The following is a 22,561-nucleotide window of genomic DNA, read 5'->3' on the forward strand; positions in this document are numbered from 1 at the left end:
AATTTGTGTGTCTACTATTATATTATAATTTATCAACGCCTTTATAGCACCTATTTATACACTAATAAGTACTTTAAAATAGACATTTTTATGTTTGATCTTCATTTCATTTATTGTATAAAAATAAACAGGCATTACATCTAAAATGTAATGCCTGTTATTTCGTTATCTACGTCTGTTTGTAGGTACAGATCGTATATTATAATTATTTTCTTTTTTATAAGCTTCATCAATTTTAATTTGTTTGGCAGTTATTAGTAATAAGCCCATAGCTATACTTAAACTAATCATAGAAGATCCACCAAAACTAATAAATGGTAATGGCACACCGGTAAGTGGAATTGTACCAGAAATACCACCTAAGTTGACGAATGTTTGACTTCCAATATAACTAGCAACACCGACACAAACTAATTTATAGAAATATGATGATGTTTTATTCGCAAGTTGGAAAGCTCTATAAACGATAAAGAATAGTAAGCAAATTACAAATAATCCACCAATAAGTCCAAGTTCTTCACAAATAATTGAAAAGATAAAGTCTGTATGTGGTTCAGGTAAATAACCTAGTTTCATTATACTATTACCTAGCCCTCTACCAAATAAACCACCATTACCTATTGCTAGCAGTGAGTTGGAAATGTGATAACCAGTACCTGCTTCATTACTAAATGGATTTAGTAAAGTACTGAAACGTGCAGTTAAGTAATGTGGTACTAAGCCAAATAGCAATGCCAAACCACCCACAACTACAACACCAATAACAATCACAAGTAAATATTTAACCGTTTTTTCAACACCAATTCCTGCATAAAATATTATTGAGAAGAATATGATTATAATAAGTAATGTTTGTCCAACGTCTTTTTGTAACAATACTAAGCCAATACAAAATGCTGCTAGTACTATCGGCGACGTTAATAATTTAGGTTGCTTAAAAACTCTCGGTCTTTTCTTTTCAATCATATATGGTATGTAGAGGATTAATGCAATTTTTAACAATTCCGAAGCTTGTAAATTCATAAACCCTAAGTTAATCCAACTTTTAGAACCATTAATATTACTACCAATCACAAGAGTTGCACACAATAACCCTACTATAATGAGCATCATCCATTTTTGAAATTTTGTCTGTTCCAAAAATTTAACATTAAGGAAAAATGCCATAAAGAATACGATTCCGAAACTCATAATAACGTAAAGTAATTGTCTAGAATAAAAATAAGTACCTGATACTGATATGCCACCAGTCAATGTACCTTTTGTAGCTGCAACCATACTCGCACTATAGACCATAACTAAGCCAATCATACATAATAAAATATATGTAACAACTAAAGGATAGTCAATGTACTTTGCATATTTTCCTACATGCCGTAGTATTTGCCTAATATTTTTCATTGTAAATTTCATCCACTTCTAAAATAATATCATTTCTATATACTTAATTTATGTAAAAAATTTGAGCTACGCTTTATTAAGTATAAACTTTGCACGTTTTATTATAGCAACTTTACTGTAAATTCTCGAATAAAGTTGTAATGTATTTTGTAACTTTATAAAAAAAGTGACTAAAAATAAATCAACATACATTTGATTCTTTAGTCACTAACTTGTCTCTATGTAGTTTTAATACAAACGATTAGCTTTTATATCATTAAACAAATACATTTAATACACATTATACGTTTGTAAAAGCGTCATGAAGTTTAGACAATTCTTTTTCTAAACGAAGCATTAAATCTTTCCCTACTTCTTTATCTATTAACTCTAATTGAATGGCAAAATCAACTTCTTTTTGTAAGCCAAACATTTGAGTGTCTAGTACTTCTTCATATAATGGGCATTGAGGTAAAGTAAGATTGTCCATTTGAACTTTAATCAATTGTAAAATCCTGTCAGCATCTTTATTTAACTGGTCATATGCCGCATTATTTAGTTTTTGACTTTTTACCATGACATATTCCCCCTATCAAATGTAACTTTATATTAAAATTCTATCCTACAAAGAATTAAAAAGCAAGTGAATTTATGTATTATACTTCATGAGTTAAGATATGCTAAAATAGTTAAGAGAAATTTTTTACCATTCAATTTGGTAAACTAAAATGGTTAATTTTACAACCATTGATATCATGGTTTTTTTCATTATTTTAAGCTTATGAAATTGTCAGAAAATAAAGTTTATAATATGTCATAAAAAAGACACAATTTCTATCTTTTATTTAATGCTTATCTAAATGGTATAAAATTTTTTACGAGTAATAAATTGATTAGGGAGTGGGAAAATGATTCAAATTAAAGGCGCGGTTAAATTTCCAATTACTTTAGATAGTACAACGTGGATATTCGATGATCGCAAAGTAAAAATTGAAGATTTAGAATCTGGTATTTTTGAAGGTACTAAACCGATAGACTTCGAGGATAATAGAGAATGGAATCGTGCTATTCTTGAAGGACAAACAAATCCACCTACGTTAAATTCTGAAATTAAATATAAGAAAAATGCCATGCTTGATGGCACTTTTGTAATAAATATGGCCACATTTTTCAAAAATGCTGAACCACATAACGATGCTAAATTAATACGTTTATCAAATGATAAAGACTCAATCGATATAGATATCGAATTATTACCATATTTATTTTTCCAATTTGCTAGAGAAGGCAAAAGACTTTATGACGATAATGCGGTTGATAGTTTTATCTATACACCAGAACAAGGCTATTCACAAAAATTCAACTATGTGACTAACATAGAGGTGATCTAATGATGATGACCGTACAATGTATAATTTGTGATACTAAAGTACTCATCGACAAAAATACATTAGAAGCTAAACGTCTCCGTAACGACCCAATGCACACATTTATGTGCGATGAATGTAAAAGTCGTTTAGATTCACCTAAACAACGTAAACAGCATATTAATTATAATTAACGTTTTAAAAACAAGGCCATTGTTATTTATTTAAATAACAATGGCCTTGTTTATTAATGACAAGTCTCAAAATTAATGCATAAAAAGGCCAATCAATCATTGATTGGCTTTTTATTTATTCTTCGTCTTGCATCATTTGTTTAACACGTTTTGATTCTTTTTCACGCGCAGATTTTTCAAGAATTTTCTTTCTTAATCTGATGCTTTCTGGTGTAACCTCTACTAATTCATCGTCATTGATAAATTGTAGTGCTTCTTCTAGAGTTAATACTCTTGGACGTTTCATTGTAACTGTTTGGTCTTTTGTAGCAGAACGTACGTTAGTTTGATGTTTAACTTTAGTAATATTAACTGTTAAGTCATTATCACGGTTATGTTCACCAACAATCATACCTTCATATACTTCAGTACCAGGTTCCATAAAGTTAGTACCACGATCTTCTAAACTCATGATCGCGTATGAACTTGCTTGACCTTGGTCCATTGAAACTAAAGCACCATTTCTTCTGCCGCCAATACGACCTTTGATACGTGGTTTAAATTCTTCAAATGTATGGTTAATAATACCGTACCCACGAGTTTGAGACATAAATTCTGTAGTATAACCGATCATACCACGTGCAGGCACCATAAAGATAATACGAGTTAGGCCATTATCTGTAGTAACCATGTCTAACATTTCACCTTTACGTTGACCTAATGATTCAATAACTGCACCAGTATATTCTTGTGGTACTTCACATTGTACTCTTTCGAATGGTTCACATGTTACTCCATCAATATCTTTTAAAATTACTTGTGGTTTAGAAACTTGTAATTCATAACCTTCACGTCTCATATTTTCAATAAGGATTGATAAGTGTAGTTCACCACGACCAGCAACAATCCAAGTATCTGGAGAATCAGTTTGTGTAACTTTTAAAGAAACGTCTGTCTCTAATTGTTCATCAAGACGTTCTTGGATTTGACGTGCTGTTACGAAATCACCTTCACGACCAGCGAATGGTGAGTTGTTAACTTTAAATGTCATTTCTAATGTAGGCTCGTCAATACGTAATACAGGTAAAGCATCTTGGTGATCGTGTGGTGTCACTGTTTCACCAACGTTGATGTCTTCCATTCCTGATACGGCAATAAGGTCTCCGGCATGTGCTTCTTGCACTTCAACACGGTTTAAACCAAAGTAACCAAAGATTTTAGTAACACGGAAGTTTTTCACTGTACCATCTAATTTAATTAATGACACATTGTCACCTACGCGCATTGTTCCTCTGAACACACGTCCTACACCGATACGGCCAACATAGTCATTGTAGTCTAATAATGCTACTTGGAATTGTAATGGCTCTTCATGATTGTCTAGTGGGGCTGGAATATAATCGATAATAGATTCGTATAGTGATTGCATTGTTTCGTCTTGTTTATCTGACTCTAAACTTGCAGTACCGTTAACAGCAGAAGCATATACAACAGGAAATTCTAATTGTTCATCTGTAGCTTCTAATTCGATAAATAAGTCTAATACTTCGTCTACAACGCCTTCTGGTCTAGCAGAAGGTTTATCAATTTTATTTACAACTACTACTGGTTTTAAATTTTGCTCTAATGCTTTTTTCAATACGAAACGTGTTTGTGGCATAGTACCTTCGTAAGCGTCTACTACAAGTACAACACCATCTACCATTTTCATAATACGTTCTACTTCACCACCAAAGTCAGCGTGCCCTGGTGTATCTAAAATATTAATTCTTGTGCCTTTGTAATCAACTGCAGTATTTTTTGCTAAAATTGTAATACCACGTTCTCTTTCTAAATCGTTTGAATCCATCGCTCTTTCATCTACATGTTCATTTTCACGGAACATGCCTGATTGCTTTAATAATTCATCTACTAAAGTCGTTTTACCATGGTCAACGTGAGCGATGATTGCTATATTTCGAACATCTTCTCTTAAATTAGTCATTCAATAATTTCCTTTCTCGATTAAATTCCCACTTTTAATTGCAACTTAATTATTATATCATATAATTGATTAAAGAAAACAAAAAGGTGTGGTAGGGATGCAACAAAAAAAATCAAAAGCTATATTTTGGGTACTCGCAGTAGTAGCCATCATATTCTTATTATTATTTAGTTTTAGCTTAGCAGCTACAAATGTTCCATTGATGATTTTAACACTTATATTGTTCATTGCAACATTTGGCGTTGGTTTCACTTTAAAAAAGAAATATCGTGAAAACGGCTGGCTATAATAATTTATAGTGACTACTTGTCTAACAAGGTCAATTCACTAAATTATTGCTTTTTAAAAAACTAATCCATGTAGTTTACATGGATTAGTTTTTTTATTTTATAAACACATTTATTATTTGAATCGTTCATGAAGTGCAATCAATGTATCTTTATAATTATCAAAATAATTATGAATTAAATTTTCATGCAAACTTGAATTAGCTACAACGACCGAATTCGGATGTAAAATAGACAATGGTTCGCCTAACATATTCGTAGCTCTTCCATTAACTTCATTTAAAATTATCATTCCACCTGCGAAATCCCACGGTTGCAATCTAGGCGTAATATAGGCACCTAATTTACCCGTTGCAACATAAACAATTTCTAACGCCGCAGAACCATAAGCTCTTGCGCTTCTTGAGTCTTCTACAATCGGCTGTAACATAGGCCCTAATTTAGGTTTAGTTAACCAGTTTGGATTAATACCTATAATACTCTTCTCTAAAATATCTTCTATTAAAGTTGGTAATAAGCGCTCATTTTCATATGCACCCTCGCCTGCTTTACAATGATATAACACGTTATTAATAACATCGTATACAAACCCAGCATAAGGTTCACCATCTTTAAAAATACCAATAGAAATTGCAAAGTTTTCTTGCTGATGCACAAAATTTAATGTGCCATCAATCGGATCCACGACCCATACAACACCACTTGTTTCCGATAGATCATGCCCATGCCCTTCTTCTCCGATAACGGCATGATTAGGATAAGTTTTTTTTATATTATCGAACAGAAATTTTTCTGTTGCTTTATCTACATTCGTGACTAAATCGTTTGGATTGGATTTAGTTTCAATTTCAATTTCTTGTTGCATAATTTTGGTAACATTATTACCCGCTTCTAATATAAGACCTTTTGCAAACTCATATACAGTCATTAAATCATCTCCTAGCTTAAATTGTATTATACATTAAATGCTTCTATAAAAAATGTCATATGCATAGAAAAAGTAAAATAAAATTTTTTCTTCTTTATTTAAAATAAAAAATTGCGTTACGTATAAAGCTAAGGCAATGTTTCTAAACAATGAATATGCTACAATATCAACAACTATAGTTATAATTATGTTGGAGGTTAATATGACTAAATATATATTTAAACCCAAAGATTTCAAAGCATTTACAGTACCAGGATTAGACGACAGAATGGCAGCACTCGAAGAACATGTGCGTCCTCAATTAAACAATTTAGGTGAATATTTCGCCCAATATCTAGAAACTCAAACTGGAGAAGTGTTCTATCCACACGTTGCAAAACATGCGAGAAGAAGTGTAAACCCACCTAAAGACACTTGGGTAGCTTTTGCGACGAATAAACGTGGTTATAAAATGCAACCACATTTCCAAATTGGATTATTTGAAGAACAATTATTTGTAATGTACGGCGTCATGCATGAAGCAAAAGATAAAGCACAACAAGTAAAAGTATTTGAAGATCAATTCAATCAACTTAAAAATCTTCCCGCCGATTACAGTGTAAGTTTAGACCATATGAGTCAAGAAAAAACACTAATTAAAGATATGGATGATTCAAGTTTACAAAAAGCCATTGATCGCGTTAAAAATGTTAAAAAAGGCGAATTTTTCGTTGCAAGAACATTACAACCTGGCGCAGATGATTTAAAAAGCGACAAAGCCTTTATCTCATTCCTAGAAGATACATTCACTCAATTACTTAAATTTTATGCTTAATATTATATTTCATCTTAAATAACATTAAAAGCAGCGCTGTAATAAATACAGGCTGCTTTTTTAATAGATAGAATTTAACTTAATAAATATATGGATCGTCTTTTTTCTTATTTAAATCTTGTTCTGGATTCCATTGCTGTTGATTGTGGTTAGTACCATTGGTCTTACCTTGTTTAATATTATTGTTATTATCTTTTTTAATAAATAACTTAACCGCAACAATTATCCATAACACCATCGCTACTAAATTAGTAACAAAAAGACTAACGACTGCTGCAATGATAAATAGTACACCTGCCAAAACGCGATTATTTTTCATTATTAGCGTTGCAATTATAGCTAGAATAATTACTACTGCTAAAATGATCGTTTGAATCAAATAGCTCATAAATAATAAATCTGGCGAGAAAGTTTGTCCTTGTGCTTGAGACATTTCATTAAACACCTTTTTAAATTCTTTAGTATTTGTGTTTAATAGTAGCACACCTAATAACACGATTAATAAATATAAAATACTTAAACCATTACCAATCCACGCCAATATTTTTTCGGTCTTTCTATTCATAACTTACCTCCTTTTATTCACAATTATTATTTTATCAAAATTACTATATCACCAAAAGACTTATATAACTACTTAAAATAACTACAAATTATAATTTTTAGGTTGACCTAACAATTATTTTTTAATATCCTTGATTTATTACAAAAATTAGTAAGTGGTGAAATTATGACAGAGAGAGATAATGAAAAAAGCCTAAGTGAAATTAATAATACAGTATCCATTAATACTGACGGTAAGTTTAGCCGTAAATTATTATCATTTTTAGGCCCCGGCTTGCTGATTGCAGTCGGTTATATGGATCCAGGTAATTGGATTACATCAATGCAAGGCGGCGCACAATTTGGATATATGCTATTGTTCGTCATTTTACTATCAAGTTTAGCCGCTATGTTATTACAAAGTATGGCGGTACGTTTAGGCATTGCTACCAACATGGATTTGGCACAAGCAACTAAACATTATTTAAATAAACCGTTTACCTATGTATTTTGGATTATTACTGAATTGGCAATTATTGCGACTGATATTGCAGAGGTAATTGGTAGTGCAATCGCATTATACCTACTCTTTGATATTCCATTACTTGTAGGTTCAATTATTACAGTATTAGATGTATTTTTATTACTATTTATTATGCATTTTGGTTTTAGAAAAATTGAAGCCATTGTCGGTACACTTATCTTTACTGTATTAATTATTTTCTTATTCGAGGTATATATCGCATCACCTTCTGTAACACATATGTTAAATGGTTTCGTACCACAGACAGAAATCATTACTAATAATAGTGCTTTATATATCGCTTTAGGTATCATTGGTGCGACAATTATGCCACATAATTTATATTTACATTCATCTATCGTACAGTCTCGTATGTATGATAGAAATGACGACAAAGCGAAGAAAAATGCTGTAAAATTCGCAACGCTAGACTCAAACATTCAACTTATCATTGCATTTGTTATCAATTGTCTATTATTAGTACTTGGTGCAGCATTATTCTATGGCGCTAATACGGAACAATTAGGTGGTTTCTTTGATTTATACCACGCACTTAGAACTGAGCCAGCACTAGGTGCAACTATGGGTGCAATTATGAGTACGTTATTTGCCGTAGCCTTATTAGCATCAGGTCAAAACTCAACAATCACTGGTACAATGGCTGGTCAAATTGTCATGGAAGGTTTTATTAATTTAAAAATTCCAAACTGGGCACGTAGATTAATAACACGTGGTATAGCTATTTTACCAATTATCATTTGTTTAATTGTTTTCAAAAGTAATACAGAAAAAGTAGAACAATTATTAGTATTCTCACAAGTATTTTTAAGTATCGCTTTACCATTCTCTCTAGTACCATTACAATTGGCGACGAATGATAAAAAATTAATGGGCATATTTAAAAATAAACGTTGGGTAAATATCATTAGTTGGTGCTTAATTGTAATTTTAAGTATTCTTAATGTTTACTTAATCGTTCAAACATTCCAAGAATTATAATCTCTATAATTACTTTAAACATAAATTCTAATATTAAAATACGAGAGCTAATCCATAATGGATTAGCTCTTTTATTTATATATAAATTTTGTATATGCTTTCCAAAAACAGAGAATCTTCAACCGCTATTTTATCTAATTTTTAAAGTTATAAATGATGTATTGTGGCTCTAAAAAACTCATAAAAAAGAAAACGTCAATTTCAATAGAAATTGACGTTTAGTCTATAATCAGAAATATTTTATTTCAAACACTTCTATATTATTTTTCTTTTTCGTCTGTAGTTGTAGTATCTTGGTTGTCAGAAGTTTTGTCTGTAACTTCTTTTTCTGTCTCTACGTCATCATGAGATGTCATTTTCTTACGTTCTTCATAATTCATACGACGTTGATTTACAGCACTTGGTTGTTGCTTACGTTTTTCTTTCATACGTTTTCTTAGTTCTTTTTTCTCTTGTTTGATTCTTGATTTTTCTTCGGCGCGTTCTTGTTTAAGACGTGCTTTTTCTTCAGCTTCTTCTTGTTTACGTCTCGCCTCTTCTTCTTGCTGTCGTTGACGCTCTGCTTCTTGACGTTCTAACTCTTCTTGAGAAGGTCCACGTTGGTAATCCGCTTCAGTATTTTCATCTTCTAGAGGAACTTCATCCTCTTGTTGTTTTTTATTTTTATAATTGTATTTAGCTTGTCTTGAAAGAACTTGTGGTTCTTCCTCAGCGTTAGGATCACCATTTACTTGTCTTGCTACCTCAGAACTATATCCACCTCTACGCAATGAATTATAATCTTTAGTTTCTTCTTCATCTGAAGGTGTACTTTGTTGATCAACTGTAGTACTTTCATCAGCATTTCTACGCATTGTACTTGGCTCATCAGCTGGTTGATAATAGCTTGCTTCTTGATTACTTTTACGTTGTTTATAATCATTTTGTTCTGGTTCTCTATCATAACCATGTCTAGATTGAGCATCTCTTTCATAATATCCATTGTCATAATATGCAGGTACTGTTTCAACCTTATCTTTTCTTGCAAACATCATAATTGCAACTATGATGAATAATACAGGAATGATTAATGGAACAAATAATACCATTAAAGGTAAAGTAACAATGGTAGCAATTAAGAATAAGAATCCTGATAAAATTCTAATATTCATTGAAATTAGGGCTAAAAACGAAATTAATAAACAGATTATTAAATATACTATAATCGCCCATACTCCATTTTGTAACCAAATAACTGCTTGTGTTGTGTTTAAATTGTTATTGGCAAAAATTTGTTGTGCAAATTCATTCGCATTCAATGAACTCTCAAGTTTTTGTATTGATGTATCACTACTAAATGATACGAGTGCGATAAACATTGTAGCAATGGTTAAAAGCAGTAAGAAAATCCAACTTAACCATCCTAGTACTTTTTCTGTTAATCGACTTACAGGACGTCTAACTTGCGTAAATTGCTCTCCTGACATGTACTTACAACTCCTTACATTACTAGTCAACCCATTATATCGAACTATAGCAAAAATAACTACTAACTGTCATCTATTTTAATGACATTTTGAAGTTTAAAAATCTTTCGTTATAATCGCTTAACGTTTGTTTACCTAAATCTTGATAAACTTCTAATTTGTGTTGTTCCTTTTTAGATGGATAGAATCGTTTATCATTTTTAACATCGTTCGGTAATTTATTTCTAGCTGCTTTATTTGGTGTTGCATATCCAACCCATTCAGTATTTTGTTTGTTGTTGCGCTCATTTAATAAGAAATTCATAAATTTATAAGCGCCTTTTTTATTTTGTGCTGTCTTAGGAATAACCATATTATCAAACCATAGATTAGATCCCTCTTTAGGTACTACGTAATCAAATTCATTACTATCTTGAACAATTGGTGCAGCCACACCACTCCATACAACAGCTACATTAGCTTCATGTTGCTCTAACATCATTGTTATTTCATCTCCAACGACACCTTTAATTTGTGGCTCTAAATGTGTTAAATCTTGTTGTGCTTCATTTAGATGTTGTGGATTATTATCATTCAAACTATAACCTAATTTATTGAGCGACAGACCCATAATTTCTCGTGCGCCATCTACTAACAGTATATCATTTGCATACTTTTTCTTGTAAAGACTTTGCCAAGAACTAAAATCATCATGTGGATATGCTTTTTTGTTATAAACGATACCTACCGTTCCAAAAAAGTATGGTACGGAATATTTATTATTTCTATCAAAAGGCATATCCAAATAATTTTTATCTAAATTTTTCATATTCGGTATCTTTTGGTGATCAAGCGGTAACAATAAATTTTCACGTTTCATTTTTTGAACGGTATATTCACTTGGAAAGGCAACGTCGTAATTTGTTCCACCGTTACGAATTTTTGCTTCCATAGCTTCATTTGAATCAAAAGTTTCATATACTACTTTGATACCCGTCTCTTTTTCAAACTTTTTAATAAGTGCTGGGTCGATATATTCACCCCAATTATAGACATTAATCTTTTCGCCACTCTTTGATTTATCTTTCGCAGTGAACTTATGACTAATGTATAAGCAAAGCAAGCCAACTACGATAGCAACAATAACTAATTGTAATACGCGTTTCATTATTGTACACCTCGCTTACTCTGTTGTTTTCGTTTTATCATGTGTAGAACAAAATAATAACCAACAACACCTATTAAAATAACGACAAATAACAACGTCGAAATAGCATTTATTTCCATACTTATCCCTTTTCTTGCCATAGCATAAACTTCAACGGATAATACACTAAATCCATTTCCTGTTACGAAGAAACTAACTGTAAAATCATCTAGTGAGTATGTTAATGCCATGAAGAAGCCGCCTAAAATGCCTGGTAATAATTGTGGTAACATAATATTACTTAATACTTGGTACTCATTAGCGCCTAAATCACGAGCCGCATGAAGCATGTTGTCATTCATTTCATAAAGTCTTGGTAATACAATAATAACTACAATGGGTATACAGAATGCAATATGAGATACTAGCACGGTCGTGAATCCTAGACCTAAACCTGTGATATGACCTATCGCTGTAAACATAATTAAAAATGATGCACCTATCACTACATCAGACGACACCATTAACACATTATTTAATGTTAACAGCGATACTTTCATCTTTTTATTTCTTAAGTGATAAAGTGCTATTGCACCCATTGTCCCAATTACTGTTGATACGGAAGCAGCAATTAGTGCAACTGCTATCGTATTAAAAATAACCGACATCAATCTATCATTTTGAAATAATGATTTATAATGTTCTAACGTAAAACCATCGAAATGAATCATATTCCCAGCTGAATTAAAAGAATAAATCATTAGAAAAATGATGGGAGCATATAATAATGCAACTAAAATTCCTATATAAAGTTTGCCATACCATTTCATTTGATTCACCCTTTTCCGTTCGATGATTTAGAATTCGTAATTACTAATATAAAGGCCATAAAGACTATTAGGAATAACGCGATAGTTGACCCCATACCGTAATTTTGAATAACTAAAAATTGTTCTTCAATAGAAGTACCGATATTAATAACTTTATTACCAGCAATTAATCTAGTTATCATAAATAAAGATAGTGCAGGAATAAATGTTACTTGAATACCTGTCAATATTCCTTGCTTCGTTAAAGGCAAAATCACTTTACGAAACGTTGTAAAAGGACTTGCGCCTAAATCTTTAGCAGCTTGCAACAAGTTATTTGGAATATCTTTCATACTATTAAAGATAGGTAAAATCATAAATGGTATATAAATATAAGTAGCTACAATTAGAAATGCTGGCGTAGTAAATAATAAATGCGCTTTAGGCAAATGTAGTATATTTAACAATTGATTTATAATACCATCATGACTGAAAAGTCCAATAAATGCATAAGTCTTCAGTAGTAAATTTATCCAAGTAGGAATAATGAGTATCAGTAACCATAAATTTTGATTTTTGGAAGCTTTAATAAAATACGCGGCTGGATAACTAACGAGTAACGTCAATAATGTGATTGCAATTGCATAAATCACTGAGTCCCAAATCATTGATAAATATTTCATAGACAGTATTTGTTTATAATTACTAAAACTAAAATGACCATTAATATCGATAAAAGAAAAATACACAAGCAATATTACTGGTACGATGATAAACAACACCATCCATAATAAATATGGAATGAATAAAAAGTTAGATATTTTACGCATTGTCTTGCTCCTCATAACTTTCGATTCGTTTATCGAATTCTTCTTCACTTTCACCAGGCACCATTATATGAATAGCTTCAGGATCAAAATAAAGACCGACTTTGCTACCAATATCGGCTTTTTTAGTCGTGTGTATCACCCATTCGTATCCTTTTCTATCTATACAACAAATTTCGTAATGTACGCCTCTAAATAACATTGAATCAACTGTCACTTCAAACAAACCTTGCTCGGCTTCTATTAATGAAATATCTTCCGGACGTATAACAACTTCAACATTTTTACCTGAAGGAATACCCATATCTACACAATCAAAATCTTGTCCATAGATATTAACAACATAGTCACGTTGCATTGTGCCTTTGACAATATTAGATTCACCAATAAAATCAGCAACAAATCGATTAACTGGTTCATCATATATATCGATAGGCGTTCCGAATTGTTGAATTTTGCCATCTTTCATAACAAAAATATAATCACTTAACGCTAATGCCTCTTCTTGATCATGTGTAACAAAAATAAATGTAATACCTAAGCGAGATTGGATTTCTCTTAGTTCATATTGCATTTCTGTACGTAATTTTAAATCTAGAGCAGACAACGATTCATCTAATAATAGTATTTCAGGTTCATTTACAATCGCACGTGCAATTGCGACACGTTGTTTTTGTCCTCCGCTCATATCATCAATACGTTTATTTTCATATCCACTTAATTTAACCAATTTCAAAGCTTCTTTTACTTTAGCTTCAATCTTTGGTTTACTCATTTTTTTGAGTTTCAGTCCAAATGCGATATTTTCAAACACATTCAAATGTGGAAATAGAGCGTAATCTTGAAATACTGTGTTTACTTTACGCTTATTGGCAGCAATATTGGTCATAGATTTATTTTGATAGATAATATCTCCACTATCTGGTTGTTCAAAACCTGCAATTAATTTTAGAATTGTAGTTTTTCCGCAACCTGAAGGCCCTAATAAGGTATAAAAAAAGCCTGATTCAATGTCTATATCTATTTCATTTAAAATTTGTTCATCATTATAACCTTTACTGACAGATTTAAAAGATAATAACGGCTTCATTTCTTGTCCTCCTATAAATATGATGCAGTAGCAACGATGATTGCTTTCGCTGTATGTTCACTACAATTAAACAATCTATGCTTGTCATTTGCTTTAAAATATAACGCATCTCCCTGTTGCGCTTGATAAACTTTTGTTCCGAGTTCTAACGTTATTGCACCTTCCATACAAAAAATAAAAGTGTCAGAGTTAGACGGATTAAAATTTTTATAAGTTGCTTGTGGTTTTAACGTCAGCATCAATGGTTCCATATCGAATTCATTAGATTGCGTAACTAACCAATTTAAAATATAACCTTTATCATATTCGTCATAAACAACTTGTGATTCTTGTGGGTATAAGACCTTTTCTTCTTGCTTTTGTTTAAAAAACTCGCTTGGAGAAGTTCCTAGCACTTCTAAAATGGATAAAAAAGTTTCCATACTTGGCGAAGCATGTTGGCTTTCAATTTGAGAAATGTAACCTTTAGATAAATCGGTGCGTTCGGCCAATTCTTCTTGTGTTAAGTTTTTAATCTTACGTAAATTTTTAAGTTTTATTCCAATATTCATTGTACTCACCCATCAAGTTGTATATATTCCAGTAAAAATTACCAAATAAAAAAGAGCTATACTTTGTTTACTTTTATCAAACTTTTTGTTTAATGCTTAATAAAAATATCAAAGTATAGTTCAAATAACAATACTTATTTTTGATTTGTCGATATATTTTTTTTATCTGGATTTTCTTGTGCATATTTTACTGCTTTAAAACTATTATAGCCACTACCTTTTTCAAATTCTTTAAAGATCTGTTTTTCCTCCGCCTTACCAGGAACGATACTTTTGAATTTGCGATATTGCTCGATAAGATAATCTCTTTCTACTTGTTGTTCATAAAAAGCTTCAATCGCATTAAAAAAAGTAACGACAGTGACCATTTCATCGTTTGTCCAATCTAAATCAATAGGATAATGATATTCCATTTTCACCCTCCTTTAATAAAAAAGGAGCAGGACAGAAATCTTATTTGTATAAGAAGATTTTTTAGTCCCGCCCCGACAAAGATGACTAAAGTTGAAAGACGCATGATACAAGCACATTTTCAGTTCAGTCATACTACTGCTTATATAAAAATAGAGTCTGGAGAAAATATTATGCTCCAGACTCTGTTAACTCTATAAATGTAAGCTGTTAATTACATAGTGTGAATAGGTAAACCTAATGCTTTTTCAGCAGCTTCCATTGACATTTCACCTAATGTTGGGTGAGCATGTACTGTTAATGCTAAGTCTTCAGCATTCATTCCTGCTTCGATAGCTAAACCTAATTCAGAAATAATGTCAGAAGCACCAGTACCTACTACTTGAGCACCTACTAAAGTGTTGTCTTCTTTAAGTGTTAATAATTTTACGAAACCAGTAGTATCGTCTAATGATAACGCACGACCATTAGCTGCGAATGGGAATTTAGAAGCTTTAACTTGTAATCCTTCTTCTTTAGCTTGGTCTTCTGTATAACCTACTTGAGCTAATTCTGGCTCAGTGAAACATACTGCAGGCATACCAATGTAATCTACTTCAGAAGCTTCTCCAGCAATTACTTCAGCTGCAACTTTAGCTTCGTAGCTTGCTTTATGAGCTAATGGTAAACCAGGTACGATATCACCAATTGCAAAGATATTATCGACAGAAGTACGGCTTTGTTTGTCTACTTCTAATAATCCACGATCAGCAAATTTTAAGCCAAGTTCTTCTAAGCCTAATTCGTCTGTATTTGGACGACGGCCTACAGTAACTAATACGTAGTCTGCTTCGATACTTTGTTCTTCACCATTAACTTCGTAAGTTACTGTTACACCATTTTCTGATTCATCAGCTGATTTAGCCATTGCTTCAGTAACGATTTCGACACCTTTTTCTTTCATACCTTTTTTAACAGGTTGAGTCATTTGTTTTTCGAAACCGCCTAAAATGTCTTTAGCACCTTCTAAAATAGTAACTTCAGAACCAAAGTTAGCGAATGCTGTACCAAGTTCAGAACCGATATAACCGCCACCAACAACAACAAGTTTACCAGGAACTTCTTGTAAGTTTAATGCGCCAGTTGAATCGATAACGCGGTTACCAAATTTGAAATTAGGAATTTCAATTGGTCTAGAACCAGTAGCAATAATAGCATTTTTGAAATTGTAAGTTTGAGCGCTCTTGTCGTCCATAACACGTAAGCTGTTATTATCAACGAAATAAGCTTCACCTTTTACGATTTCAACTTTATTACCTTTTAATAGTCCTTCAACGCCACCAGTTAATTTGTTAACAACTGATTCTTTGAATTCTTGAACTTTGTCAAATTTAAGTGATACGCTTTCAGCGATTACACCTAAGTTTTCAGAATGTTGTGCTTCACTGTAACGGTGAGAAGCGTGTAATAAAGCTTTTGAAGGAATACATCCAACGTTAAGACATACGCCACCTAAGTTACCTTTTTCTACGATTGTTACTTTTTGACCTAATTGTGCTGCGCGGATTGCTGCAACATAACCCCCTGGTCCTGCTCCAATTACAATAGTATCAGTTTCAATTGGGAAATCTCCAACTACCATGTTTTACCCCTCCATTAATAATAATTCTGGATTATTTAATAATCGTTTAATATGGTTCATCGCATTTTGTCCAGTAGCACCATCAATTTGTCTGTGGTCGAAACTTAATGATAATGATAATACTGGCGCTGCCACAATTTCACCATCTTTAACGATTGGTTTTTGTGCAATGCGTCCAATTCCTAGGATAGCAACTTCTGGGTGATTAATTACTGGAGTGAACCATTGTCCACCAGCTGAACCGATATTACTAATTGTACAAGTAGCACCTTTCATTTCGTCAGAAGTTAATTTACCATCACGAGCTTTAACAGCTAGTTCATTAATTTCATCAGAAATTTGGAAAATAGATTTACGGTCAGCATTTTTAACAACAGGTACTAATAAGCCTCTGTCAGTATCAGCCGCAATACCAATGTTCCAATAGTGTTTGTGTACAATTTCGCCAGCTTCTTCATTAAATGAAGTATTTAATGCTGGATATTTTTTCAATGCAGAAACTAATGCTTTAACAACATAAGGTAAGAAAGTTAATTTAGTACCTTGTTCAGCAGCAATTTCTTTGAATTTCTTACGGTGATCCCATAAATCTTGAACATCAATTTCGTCCATTAATGTTACGTGAGGTGCAGTATGCTTAGAGTTAACCATTGCTTTAGCAATCGCTTTACGCATAGCTGGGATTTTTTCTGTAGTTTCTGGGAACTCACCTTCAGTAGCTGTTGGTGCTGATTGTGCTGCACTTGCAGATTCTTCAGTACCCTGAGCTTCAGTGCTTTCAGAGGCAACTTGTCCACCGTTTAAGTGAGCATCGATATCTTCTTTAGTTATGCGACCATTTTTACCAGTAGCTGATACTGCTTTAATGTTAACGCCATTTTCACGTGCGTATTTACGTACAGATGGCATCGCTTTAACTCGTTTGTTGTCATCTACATCTTCTTCTTGAGTAGATGCTGATTTAGTTTCAGTAGCAGCTTCTTCTTTACTATCGTCAGATGATTCTGATGATTGTGAAGCACTTTCATCGCTATCGCTACCTTTGAAAGTCATTTCTTCAGCGTCAGGCGCATCGATTTTAACAATTGTGTCACCAACTACTGCAACTGTACCTTCGTCTACTAATACTTCTTCAACTGTACCGCTTACAGGTGATGGAATTTCAACAACTGATTTATCATTTTGTACTTCTGCTAATACATCGTCTTCTTCGATTTGATCTCCAGCTTTAACAAACCATTTTACGATTTCGCCTTCGTGGATACCTTCACCAATGTCGGGTAATTTAAATTCAAATGCCACGTTTTTGTCCTCCTAAGATTTCAATTTAAGTTATTGTGTGGAATTTTACTATGTACTAAACATAGCTTAACATATTTCATTTATAAAACATTAGAGAGAAGTAGAGAAATTTTCATTCAACTACTTCTGACTAGTGTATTAATTAGAATTCTAATGTTGCTTTAGCTTTTTCTAAGATATCATTTTTGTTAGGTAACCAAACATTTTCAGCTTGTGTAAATGGATATACAGTATCTGCTGCAGCAACACGAGCGATTGGTGCTTCTAATGATAAGATAGCACGTTCTGCTAATTCTGAAGCAACTGTTGCACCAACACCAGCTTGGCGTTGAGCTTCTTGTACTACTACTGCACGGCCAGTTTTTTCAACTGATGCAACAAGTGTTTCGATATCGATTGGTTGAACAGTACGTAAGTCGATGACTTCAACTGAATGTCCATCTTTTTCTAATTCTTCCGCAGCTTTAAGTGATTCTTGAACCATTGCACCGTATGCAATAATTGTTAAATCTGTACCTTCTTGTTTTACATTGGCTTTACCAATTTCAACAGTATATTCTTCTTCAGGTACTTCATCACGGAATGAACGATATAATTTCATATGTTCTAAGAATACGACTGGGTCATTGCTTCTAATAGCTGAAACTAATAATCCTTTAGCATCGTATGGGTTTGAAGGAATTACAACTGTTAATCCAGGAGATTGAGCTAAAATACCTTCTAAGTTATCTGCGTGTAATTCAGGTGTATGTACACCACCACCGAATGGCGCGCGGATAGTTACTGGTGCACTTTTTGAGTTACCAGAACGGAAACGAGTACGAGCAATTTGGCCCGCTACAGCATCAAAGACTTCAAATACGAAACCTAAGAATTGGATTTCCATTACAGGACGGTAGCCTTCTAAAGTTAAACCTAAAGCTAAACCACCGATACCTGATTCTGCTAATGGTGTATCGAAAACACGGTCTTCGCCGAATTCTTTTTGTAACCCTTCAGTTACACGGAAAACCCCACCATTAACACCAACGTCTTCACCGAAAAGTAAAACGTTCTCGTCGTTTTGTAATTCAGTTTTAAGCGCATTGTTAATCGCTTGAACCATTGTCATTTGTGCCATGGGTTACTTCGACTCCTTCTCTTTATAAATTTCATATTGCTCTGCTAAGTTTTGAGGCATGTTTTCGTACATGTTTTCCATTAAATCTGTAACAGTTTGTTTAGGTGTGTTGTCTGCTTCTTTAATCGCTGCTTTAATTTCTGATTTAGCGCGTTCGATAACTTCGTTTTCTTTATCTTCAGACCATAAACCTTTATTTTCTAAGAATTTTCTAAAACGGACTAATGGATCCTTTTTCTCCCATTCAGAATCTTCATCAGAAGTACGATATTTAGTTGGGTCATCTCCGGCCATTGTATGTGGACCATAACGATAAGTCATAGTTTCGATTAGCGTAGGGCCTTCACCATTTACTGCACGGTCACGAGCTTCTTTAGTAGCTTGATATACTGCTAATGCATCCATACCATCGACTTGAAGTCCTGGAATACCTACAGCAATCCCTTTTTGAGCAAGTGAAGTTGCAGCTGTTTGCTTACTACGTGGTGTAGAAATTGCATAGTTATTGTTTTGAATAACAAAAATTGCAGGTGCTTTATAAGCAGAAGCAAAGTTAATACCTTCGTAGAAGTCACCTTGTGAAGAACCACCGTCACCAGTATAAGTAATTGCAACAGCTTTTTTACCACGTTTTTTAATACCTAATGCTACACCAGCAGTTTGAACATACTGTGCACCAATGATAATTTGTGGGCTTAATGCATTTACGCCTTCTGGGAAACGATTTCCTTTGAAGTGTCCTCTTGAGAATAAGAATGCTTCAGTTAAAGGTAAACCGTGCCAAATTAATTGTGGTACGTCACGGTAACCAGGTAAAATAAAGTCTTCTTTCTCTAATGCGTATTGTGAAGCTAATTGAGAAGCTTCTTGTCCAGCTGTAGGAGCGTAGAAACCTAAACGTCCTTGTCTGTTTAATGAAATAGAACGTTGGTCAAGGATACGTGTCCAAACCATTCTCTCCATTAATTCAACGAATTGTTCATCTGATAAATCTGGTACTAAATCGTTATTAACAACATTACCGTCTTCATCCAAAATTTGAATCATTTCAAATTGAGATTGAGTATCGTTTAATACTTTCTCTGCATCGAATTGGGCTTGTAATTTCGGAGCCATTCAATTCACCATACCTTTCCCGTATAATAGAAATTCATTTTATCCTATCACATTGTATCACAAAACTGTTTCACTGTTAAACAATTTAAAAAAGTTCTGTTCTACTACAAAAAGGTACAGTTTCAAAACTGTACCAGTATATTATATACAACTGTACTAGTGGATAAAATGTGTCACGTAGCGTCATTTACCACCACTAATGTAAGCGCAATCATTTTTCTGATTTTATTCTCAACTTAATTTACATTAAATTATCGACATCTTGTTTTTCTTCTTTAACTTTTTTCATTGCATTAGAATAATTTTTAAATTGTTTATTCATATCTTTATATGCACCTGAAATAGCATGTGATTTTTTATCAATTTGTCCTTGAGAAGGTTGTCCTTTTGAAGCATATTCAAACATATCTTTTTCTTTATTCATTACGTTTTTATATGCATCTGCGTATTTATCATGTGCTTTATATTTTTCTTTTAATGCAGTATCTAATTGTTTAACTTCACGTTGCTTTTTACTATTACCAATTTTATCAATATGTTTAGCAGCTTTTTTATACTCTTGATGAGATTTGTCCATAGCATTTTCTTCTTCTTTAAAAGTTTGCTGTCTTTCTTTTGTATTATCTATTACTTTTTTAGCAATCTCTTTTTCTTTATCTTCATCTTTACCTTTTAAACTTTGAACTAATTTATTTTTCTTCTGTTCAAGATCATTTAGTTTTTTACTAGATGTATTAATAGATTTTTCGTTATCAAAAGCTTTTTGAATTTGTTTATTATATGCTTTCATTTCGCCTTTATCGGTAGTACAACCAGTTAATAGAACTGTCGAAGCTAATGCGACACCGATTCCTTGTTTTAATTTCATATTAAGCTAATTCCTCCTCTACGTGTGTGTTATATTATATAATATTATAGTATAAATCAAATAGATTACTGTATTTTAATTATTCAAATTTGGTATAGTGAAAGTAAGGAAGGTGTAAGTAAATGTTAACAATGAAAGACATAATTAGAGACGGTCATCCAACTTTGCGTGAAAAAGCTAAAGATGTTGAATTACCATTGTCGGATGAAGATCGCTCAACATTAAAATCAATGCGTGAATTTTTAATTAATAGTCAAGATGAAGAAACAGCTAACAAATATGGGCTACGCTCAGGTGTCGGATTAGCCGCACCTCAAATCAATGTTTCTAAAAAAATGATTGCTGTTTATCTTCCTGATGATGGTAATGGCAATTCATATGACTTAACTTTAGTTAATCCTAAAATCATGAGTCATAGTGTTCAAGAAGCTTATTTACCAACAGGCGAAGGTTGTCTTAGCGTCGACGAAAACATACCTGGCTTAGTTCATCGTAAATTTAGAATTACGGTAAAAGCAACAGATATGGATGGTAAAGAAGTGAAATTAAGACTTAAAGGTTATCCTGCAATCGTAGTCCAACATGAAATCGACCATGTTAACGGTGTTATGTTTTATGATCATATCGATCAAAATAACCCACTACAACCACATGAAGATGCTGTTGAAGTTTAATAAAACGATAGAGAGAGCAATTACATCTAGTAATTGCTCTCTCTTTATGTTTACATAAAATCGTCGCGTCTTTCACTATAAGCTATATGTATTTCATCTAAGCTTTTCTTTAACGCATTTAATTCTTGAATATCAATAAATTCCGGGTCGTGATTATGTTTAATAAAATATTGGTCTTGATTTTGTGTATCGACAATCTCTTCATAATTAAAAAACATAATTACTTGTTCAGTTCTCACTTCAAACGTAACGCCTTTAAAAATTTTGTCATCTCGTTGTTTTTCACGTTTCACATCTTCAATAATTCTACTTGTTTGATCCAAACTAATCACCTTAATTCTATTTTGTCTCGAATTTCAATTACTACTTGCCTTTTAGTTATATTATTTCATGATAAATAAATTTCTAGATTTACTCAAGACTAATGTTAAAAATTAACTAAACTTTCAGTTTATTATCATTTATAACTTTATGATGTTCATTTTTTTAAAACATAAAATATAGTTAGTTGCTCATGATAAACTGCTTTATTTATTCATTAACATCATGTAAAATAGGAAATAACTAGAATTAGATTAATAT

24 protein-coding genes are annotated in these 22,561 nt (G+C 32.5%); 6 read left to right on the plus strand and 18 right to left on the minus strand.

Annotated elements, in window-relative coordinates:
- Window positions 1–165 precede the first annotated feature (165 nt).
- Together ftsW and C7J89_RS10170 are read right to left on the minus strand one after the other, a co-directional pair.
- A complete protein-coding gene (gene ftsW, locus C7J89_RS10165; protein WP_103295978.1) occupies window positions 166–1,401 on the minus strand; it encodes a cell division peptidoglycan polymerase FtsW in 1,236 nt (411 codons plus the stop codon).
- A gap of 280 nt (window positions 1,402–1,681) precedes the next feature.
- Window positions 1,682–1,957, minus strand: coding sequence for an Fpa/YlaN family protein (locus C7J89_RS10170; protein WP_061854951.1), 276 nt, complete (start codon window positions 1,955–1,957; stop codon window positions 1,682–1,684).
- Window positions 1,958–2,288: 331 nt separating this feature from the next.
- Here C7J89_RS10170 and C7J89_RS10175 point away from each other — a divergent pair, with 331 nt between their 5' ends.
- Together C7J89_RS10175 and C7J89_RS10180 are read left to right on the plus strand one after the other, a co-directional pair.
- A complete protein-coding gene (locus C7J89_RS10175) occupies window positions 2,289–2,771 on the plus strand; it encodes a hypothetical protein (RefSeq protein ID WP_061854952.1) in 483 nt (160 codons plus the stop codon).
- Window positions 2,772–2,773: 2 nt separating this feature from the next.
- On the plus strand, window positions 2,774–2,941 hold the full coding sequence (locus C7J89_RS10180) for a DUF2197 domain-containing protein (RefSeq protein ID WP_081108190.1): 168 nt from the start codon (window positions 2,774–2,776) through the stop codon (window positions 2,939–2,941).
- A 115-nt stretch (window positions 2,942–3,056) separates the two neighbouring features.
- Here C7J89_RS10180 and typA read toward each other — a convergent pair whose 3' ends face one another.
- Window positions 3,057–4,904, minus strand: a complete 1,848-nt coding sequence (gene typA / locus C7J89_RS10185) for a translational GTPase TypA (protein ID WP_061854953.1) — start codon at window positions 4,902–4,904, stop codon at window positions 3,057–3,059.
- Window positions 4,905–5,001: 97 nt separating this feature from the next.
- On the opposite strand from typA, the gene C7J89_RS10190 reads away from it, so the two are divergent.
- Complete coding sequence (locus C7J89_RS10190; protein ID WP_048794188.1) at window positions 5,002–5,193, plus strand: DUF5325 family protein; 192 nt, start codon at window positions 5,002–5,004, stop codon at window positions 5,191–5,193.
- Window positions 5,194–5,306: 113 nt separating this feature from the next.
- Here the strand turns inward: C7J89_RS10190 and C7J89_RS10195 are convergent, their stop codons facing one another.
- Window positions 5,307–6,119 (minus strand): inositol monophosphatase family protein, encoded by an 813-nt coding sequence (locus C7J89_RS10195; RefSeq protein ID WP_061854955.1) that lies wholly within the window; start codon window positions 6,117–6,119, stop codon window positions 5,307–5,309.
- 202 nt (window positions 6,120–6,321) lie between these two features.
- Here C7J89_RS10195 and C7J89_RS10200 point away from each other — a divergent pair, with 202 nt between their 5' ends.
- On the plus strand, window positions 6,322–6,933 hold the full coding sequence (locus C7J89_RS10200) for a YktB family protein (RefSeq protein ID WP_061854956.1): 612 nt from the start codon (window positions 6,322–6,324) through the stop codon (window positions 6,931–6,933).
- A gap of 79 nt (window positions 6,934–7,012) precedes the next feature.
- On the opposite strand, the gene C7J89_RS10205 is transcribed toward C7J89_RS10200, so the two are convergent.
- A complete protein-coding gene (locus C7J89_RS10205; protein ID WP_103295890.1) occupies window positions 7,013–7,498 on the minus strand; it encodes a DUF4064 domain-containing protein in 486 nt (161 codons plus the stop codon).
- Between the two features lie 165 nt (window positions 7,499–7,663).
- On the opposite strand from C7J89_RS10205, the gene C7J89_RS10210 reads away from it, so the two are divergent.
- Window positions 7,664–8,998 carry an Nramp family divalent metal transporter gene (locus tag C7J89_RS10210; protein WP_103295891.1) on the plus strand — a complete coding sequence of 445 codons (1,335 nt, stop codon included), beginning with the start codon at window positions 7,664–7,666 and terminating at the stop codon, window positions 8,996–8,998.
- A 260-nt stretch (window positions 8,999–9,258) separates the two neighbouring features.
- On the opposite strand, the gene auxB is transcribed toward C7J89_RS10210, so the two are convergent.
- The 12 genes from auxB to C7J89_RS10270 all read right to left on the minus strand — a co-directional run bounded on the left by auxB (window position 9,259) and on the right by C7J89_RS10270 (window position 21,305).
- Window positions 9,259–10,464, minus strand: coding sequence for a lipoteichoic acid stability factor AuxB (gene auxB / locus C7J89_RS10215; protein ID WP_103295892.1), 1,206 nt, complete (start codon window positions 10,462–10,464; stop codon window positions 9,259–9,261).
- A gap of 73 nt (window positions 10,465–10,537) precedes the next feature.
- Window positions 10,538–11,611, minus strand: a complete 1,074-nt coding sequence (locus C7J89_RS10220; protein WP_061854960.1) for an ABC transporter substrate-binding protein — start codon at window positions 11,609–11,611, stop codon at window positions 10,538–10,540.
- Entirely contained in the window at window positions 11,611–12,420 is an 810-nt protein-coding gene (locus C7J89_RS10225) for an ABC transporter permease (RefSeq protein ID WP_103295893.1), read from the minus strand. The genes C7J89_RS10220 and C7J89_RS10225 overlap by 1 nt, the downstream gene beginning before the upstream one ends.
- 5 nt (window positions 12,421–12,425) lie before the next feature.
- Window positions 12,426–13,229 carry an ABC transporter permease gene (locus C7J89_RS10230; RefSeq protein WP_103295894.1) on the minus strand — a complete coding sequence of 268 codons (804 nt, stop codon included), beginning with the start codon at window positions 13,227–13,229 and terminating at the stop codon, window positions 12,426–12,428.
- Complete coding sequence (locus C7J89_RS10235) at window positions 13,222–14,316, minus strand: ABC transporter ATP-binding protein (RefSeq protein WP_103295895.1); 1,095 nt, start codon at window positions 14,314–14,316, stop codon at window positions 13,222–13,224. Before C7J89_RS10235 ends, C7J89_RS10230 begins: the two co-directional genes overlap by 8 nt.
- An 11-nt stretch (window positions 14,317–14,327) precedes the next feature.
- Window positions 14,328–14,867 (minus strand): helix-turn-helix domain-containing protein, encoded by a 540-nt coding sequence (locus tag C7J89_RS10240; RefSeq protein WP_061854964.1) that lies wholly within the window; start codon window positions 14,865–14,867, stop codon window positions 14,328–14,330.
- A 134-nt stretch (window positions 14,868–15,001) separates the two neighbouring features.
- Window positions 15,002–15,280, minus strand: coding sequence for a UPF0223 family protein (locus C7J89_RS10245; protein ID WP_103295896.1), 279 nt, complete (start codon window positions 15,278–15,280; stop codon window positions 15,002–15,004).
- Between the two features lie 212 nt (window positions 15,281–15,492).
- Entirely contained in the window at window positions 15,493–16,899 is a 1,407-nt protein-coding gene (gene lpdA, locus C7J89_RS10250; RefSeq protein WP_103295897.1) for a dihydrolipoyl dehydrogenase, read from the minus strand.
- Between the two features lie 3 nt (window positions 16,900–16,902).
- Window positions 16,903–18,201, minus strand: a complete 1,299-nt coding sequence (locus C7J89_RS10255) for a dihydrolipoamide acetyltransferase family protein (RefSeq protein ID WP_061854967.1) — start codon at window positions 18,199–18,201, stop codon at window positions 16,903–16,905.
- A gap of 142 nt (window positions 18,202–18,343) precedes the next feature.
- Window positions 18,344–19,321 carry an alpha-ketoacid dehydrogenase subunit beta gene (locus C7J89_RS10260; protein WP_061854968.1) on the minus strand — a complete coding sequence of 326 codons (978 nt, stop codon included), beginning with the start codon at window positions 19,319–19,321 and terminating at the stop codon, window positions 18,344–18,346.
- 3 nt (window positions 19,322–19,324) lie between these two features.
- Complete coding sequence (gene pdhA / locus C7J89_RS10265) at window positions 19,325–20,437, minus strand: pyruvate dehydrogenase (acetyl-transferring) E1 component subunit alpha (RefSeq protein WP_103295898.1); 1,113 nt, start codon at window positions 20,435–20,437, stop codon at window positions 19,325–19,327.
- A 241-nt stretch (window positions 20,438–20,678) separates the two neighbouring features.
- Window positions 20,679–21,305, minus strand: a complete 627-nt coding sequence (locus C7J89_RS10270; protein WP_103295899.1) for a YkyA family protein — start codon at window positions 21,303–21,305, stop codon at window positions 20,679–20,681.
- Window positions 21,306–21,427: 122 nt separating this feature from the next.
- Between C7J89_RS10270 and def the strand changes: the two genes are divergently transcribed.
- Window positions 21,428–21,979: a peptide deformylase gene (gene def / locus C7J89_RS10275; protein ID WP_061854971.1), complete on the plus strand. Its 552-nt coding sequence runs from the start codon at window positions 21,428–21,430 to the stop codon at window positions 21,977–21,979.
- A 50-nt stretch (window positions 21,980–22,029) separates the two neighbouring features.
- On the opposite strand, the gene C7J89_RS10280 is transcribed toward def, so the two are convergent.
- Window positions 22,030–22,311, minus strand: coding sequence for a hypothetical protein (locus C7J89_RS10280; RefSeq protein WP_371860672.1), 282 nt, complete (start codon window positions 22,309–22,311; stop codon window positions 22,030–22,032).
- Window positions 22,312–22,561: the final 250 nt, after the last annotated feature.

The organism is Staphylococcus kloosii, from assembly GCF_003019255.1.
Classification (GTDB): Bacteria; Bacillota; Bacilli; order Staphylococcales; family Staphylococcaceae; genus Staphylococcus; species Staphylococcus kloosii.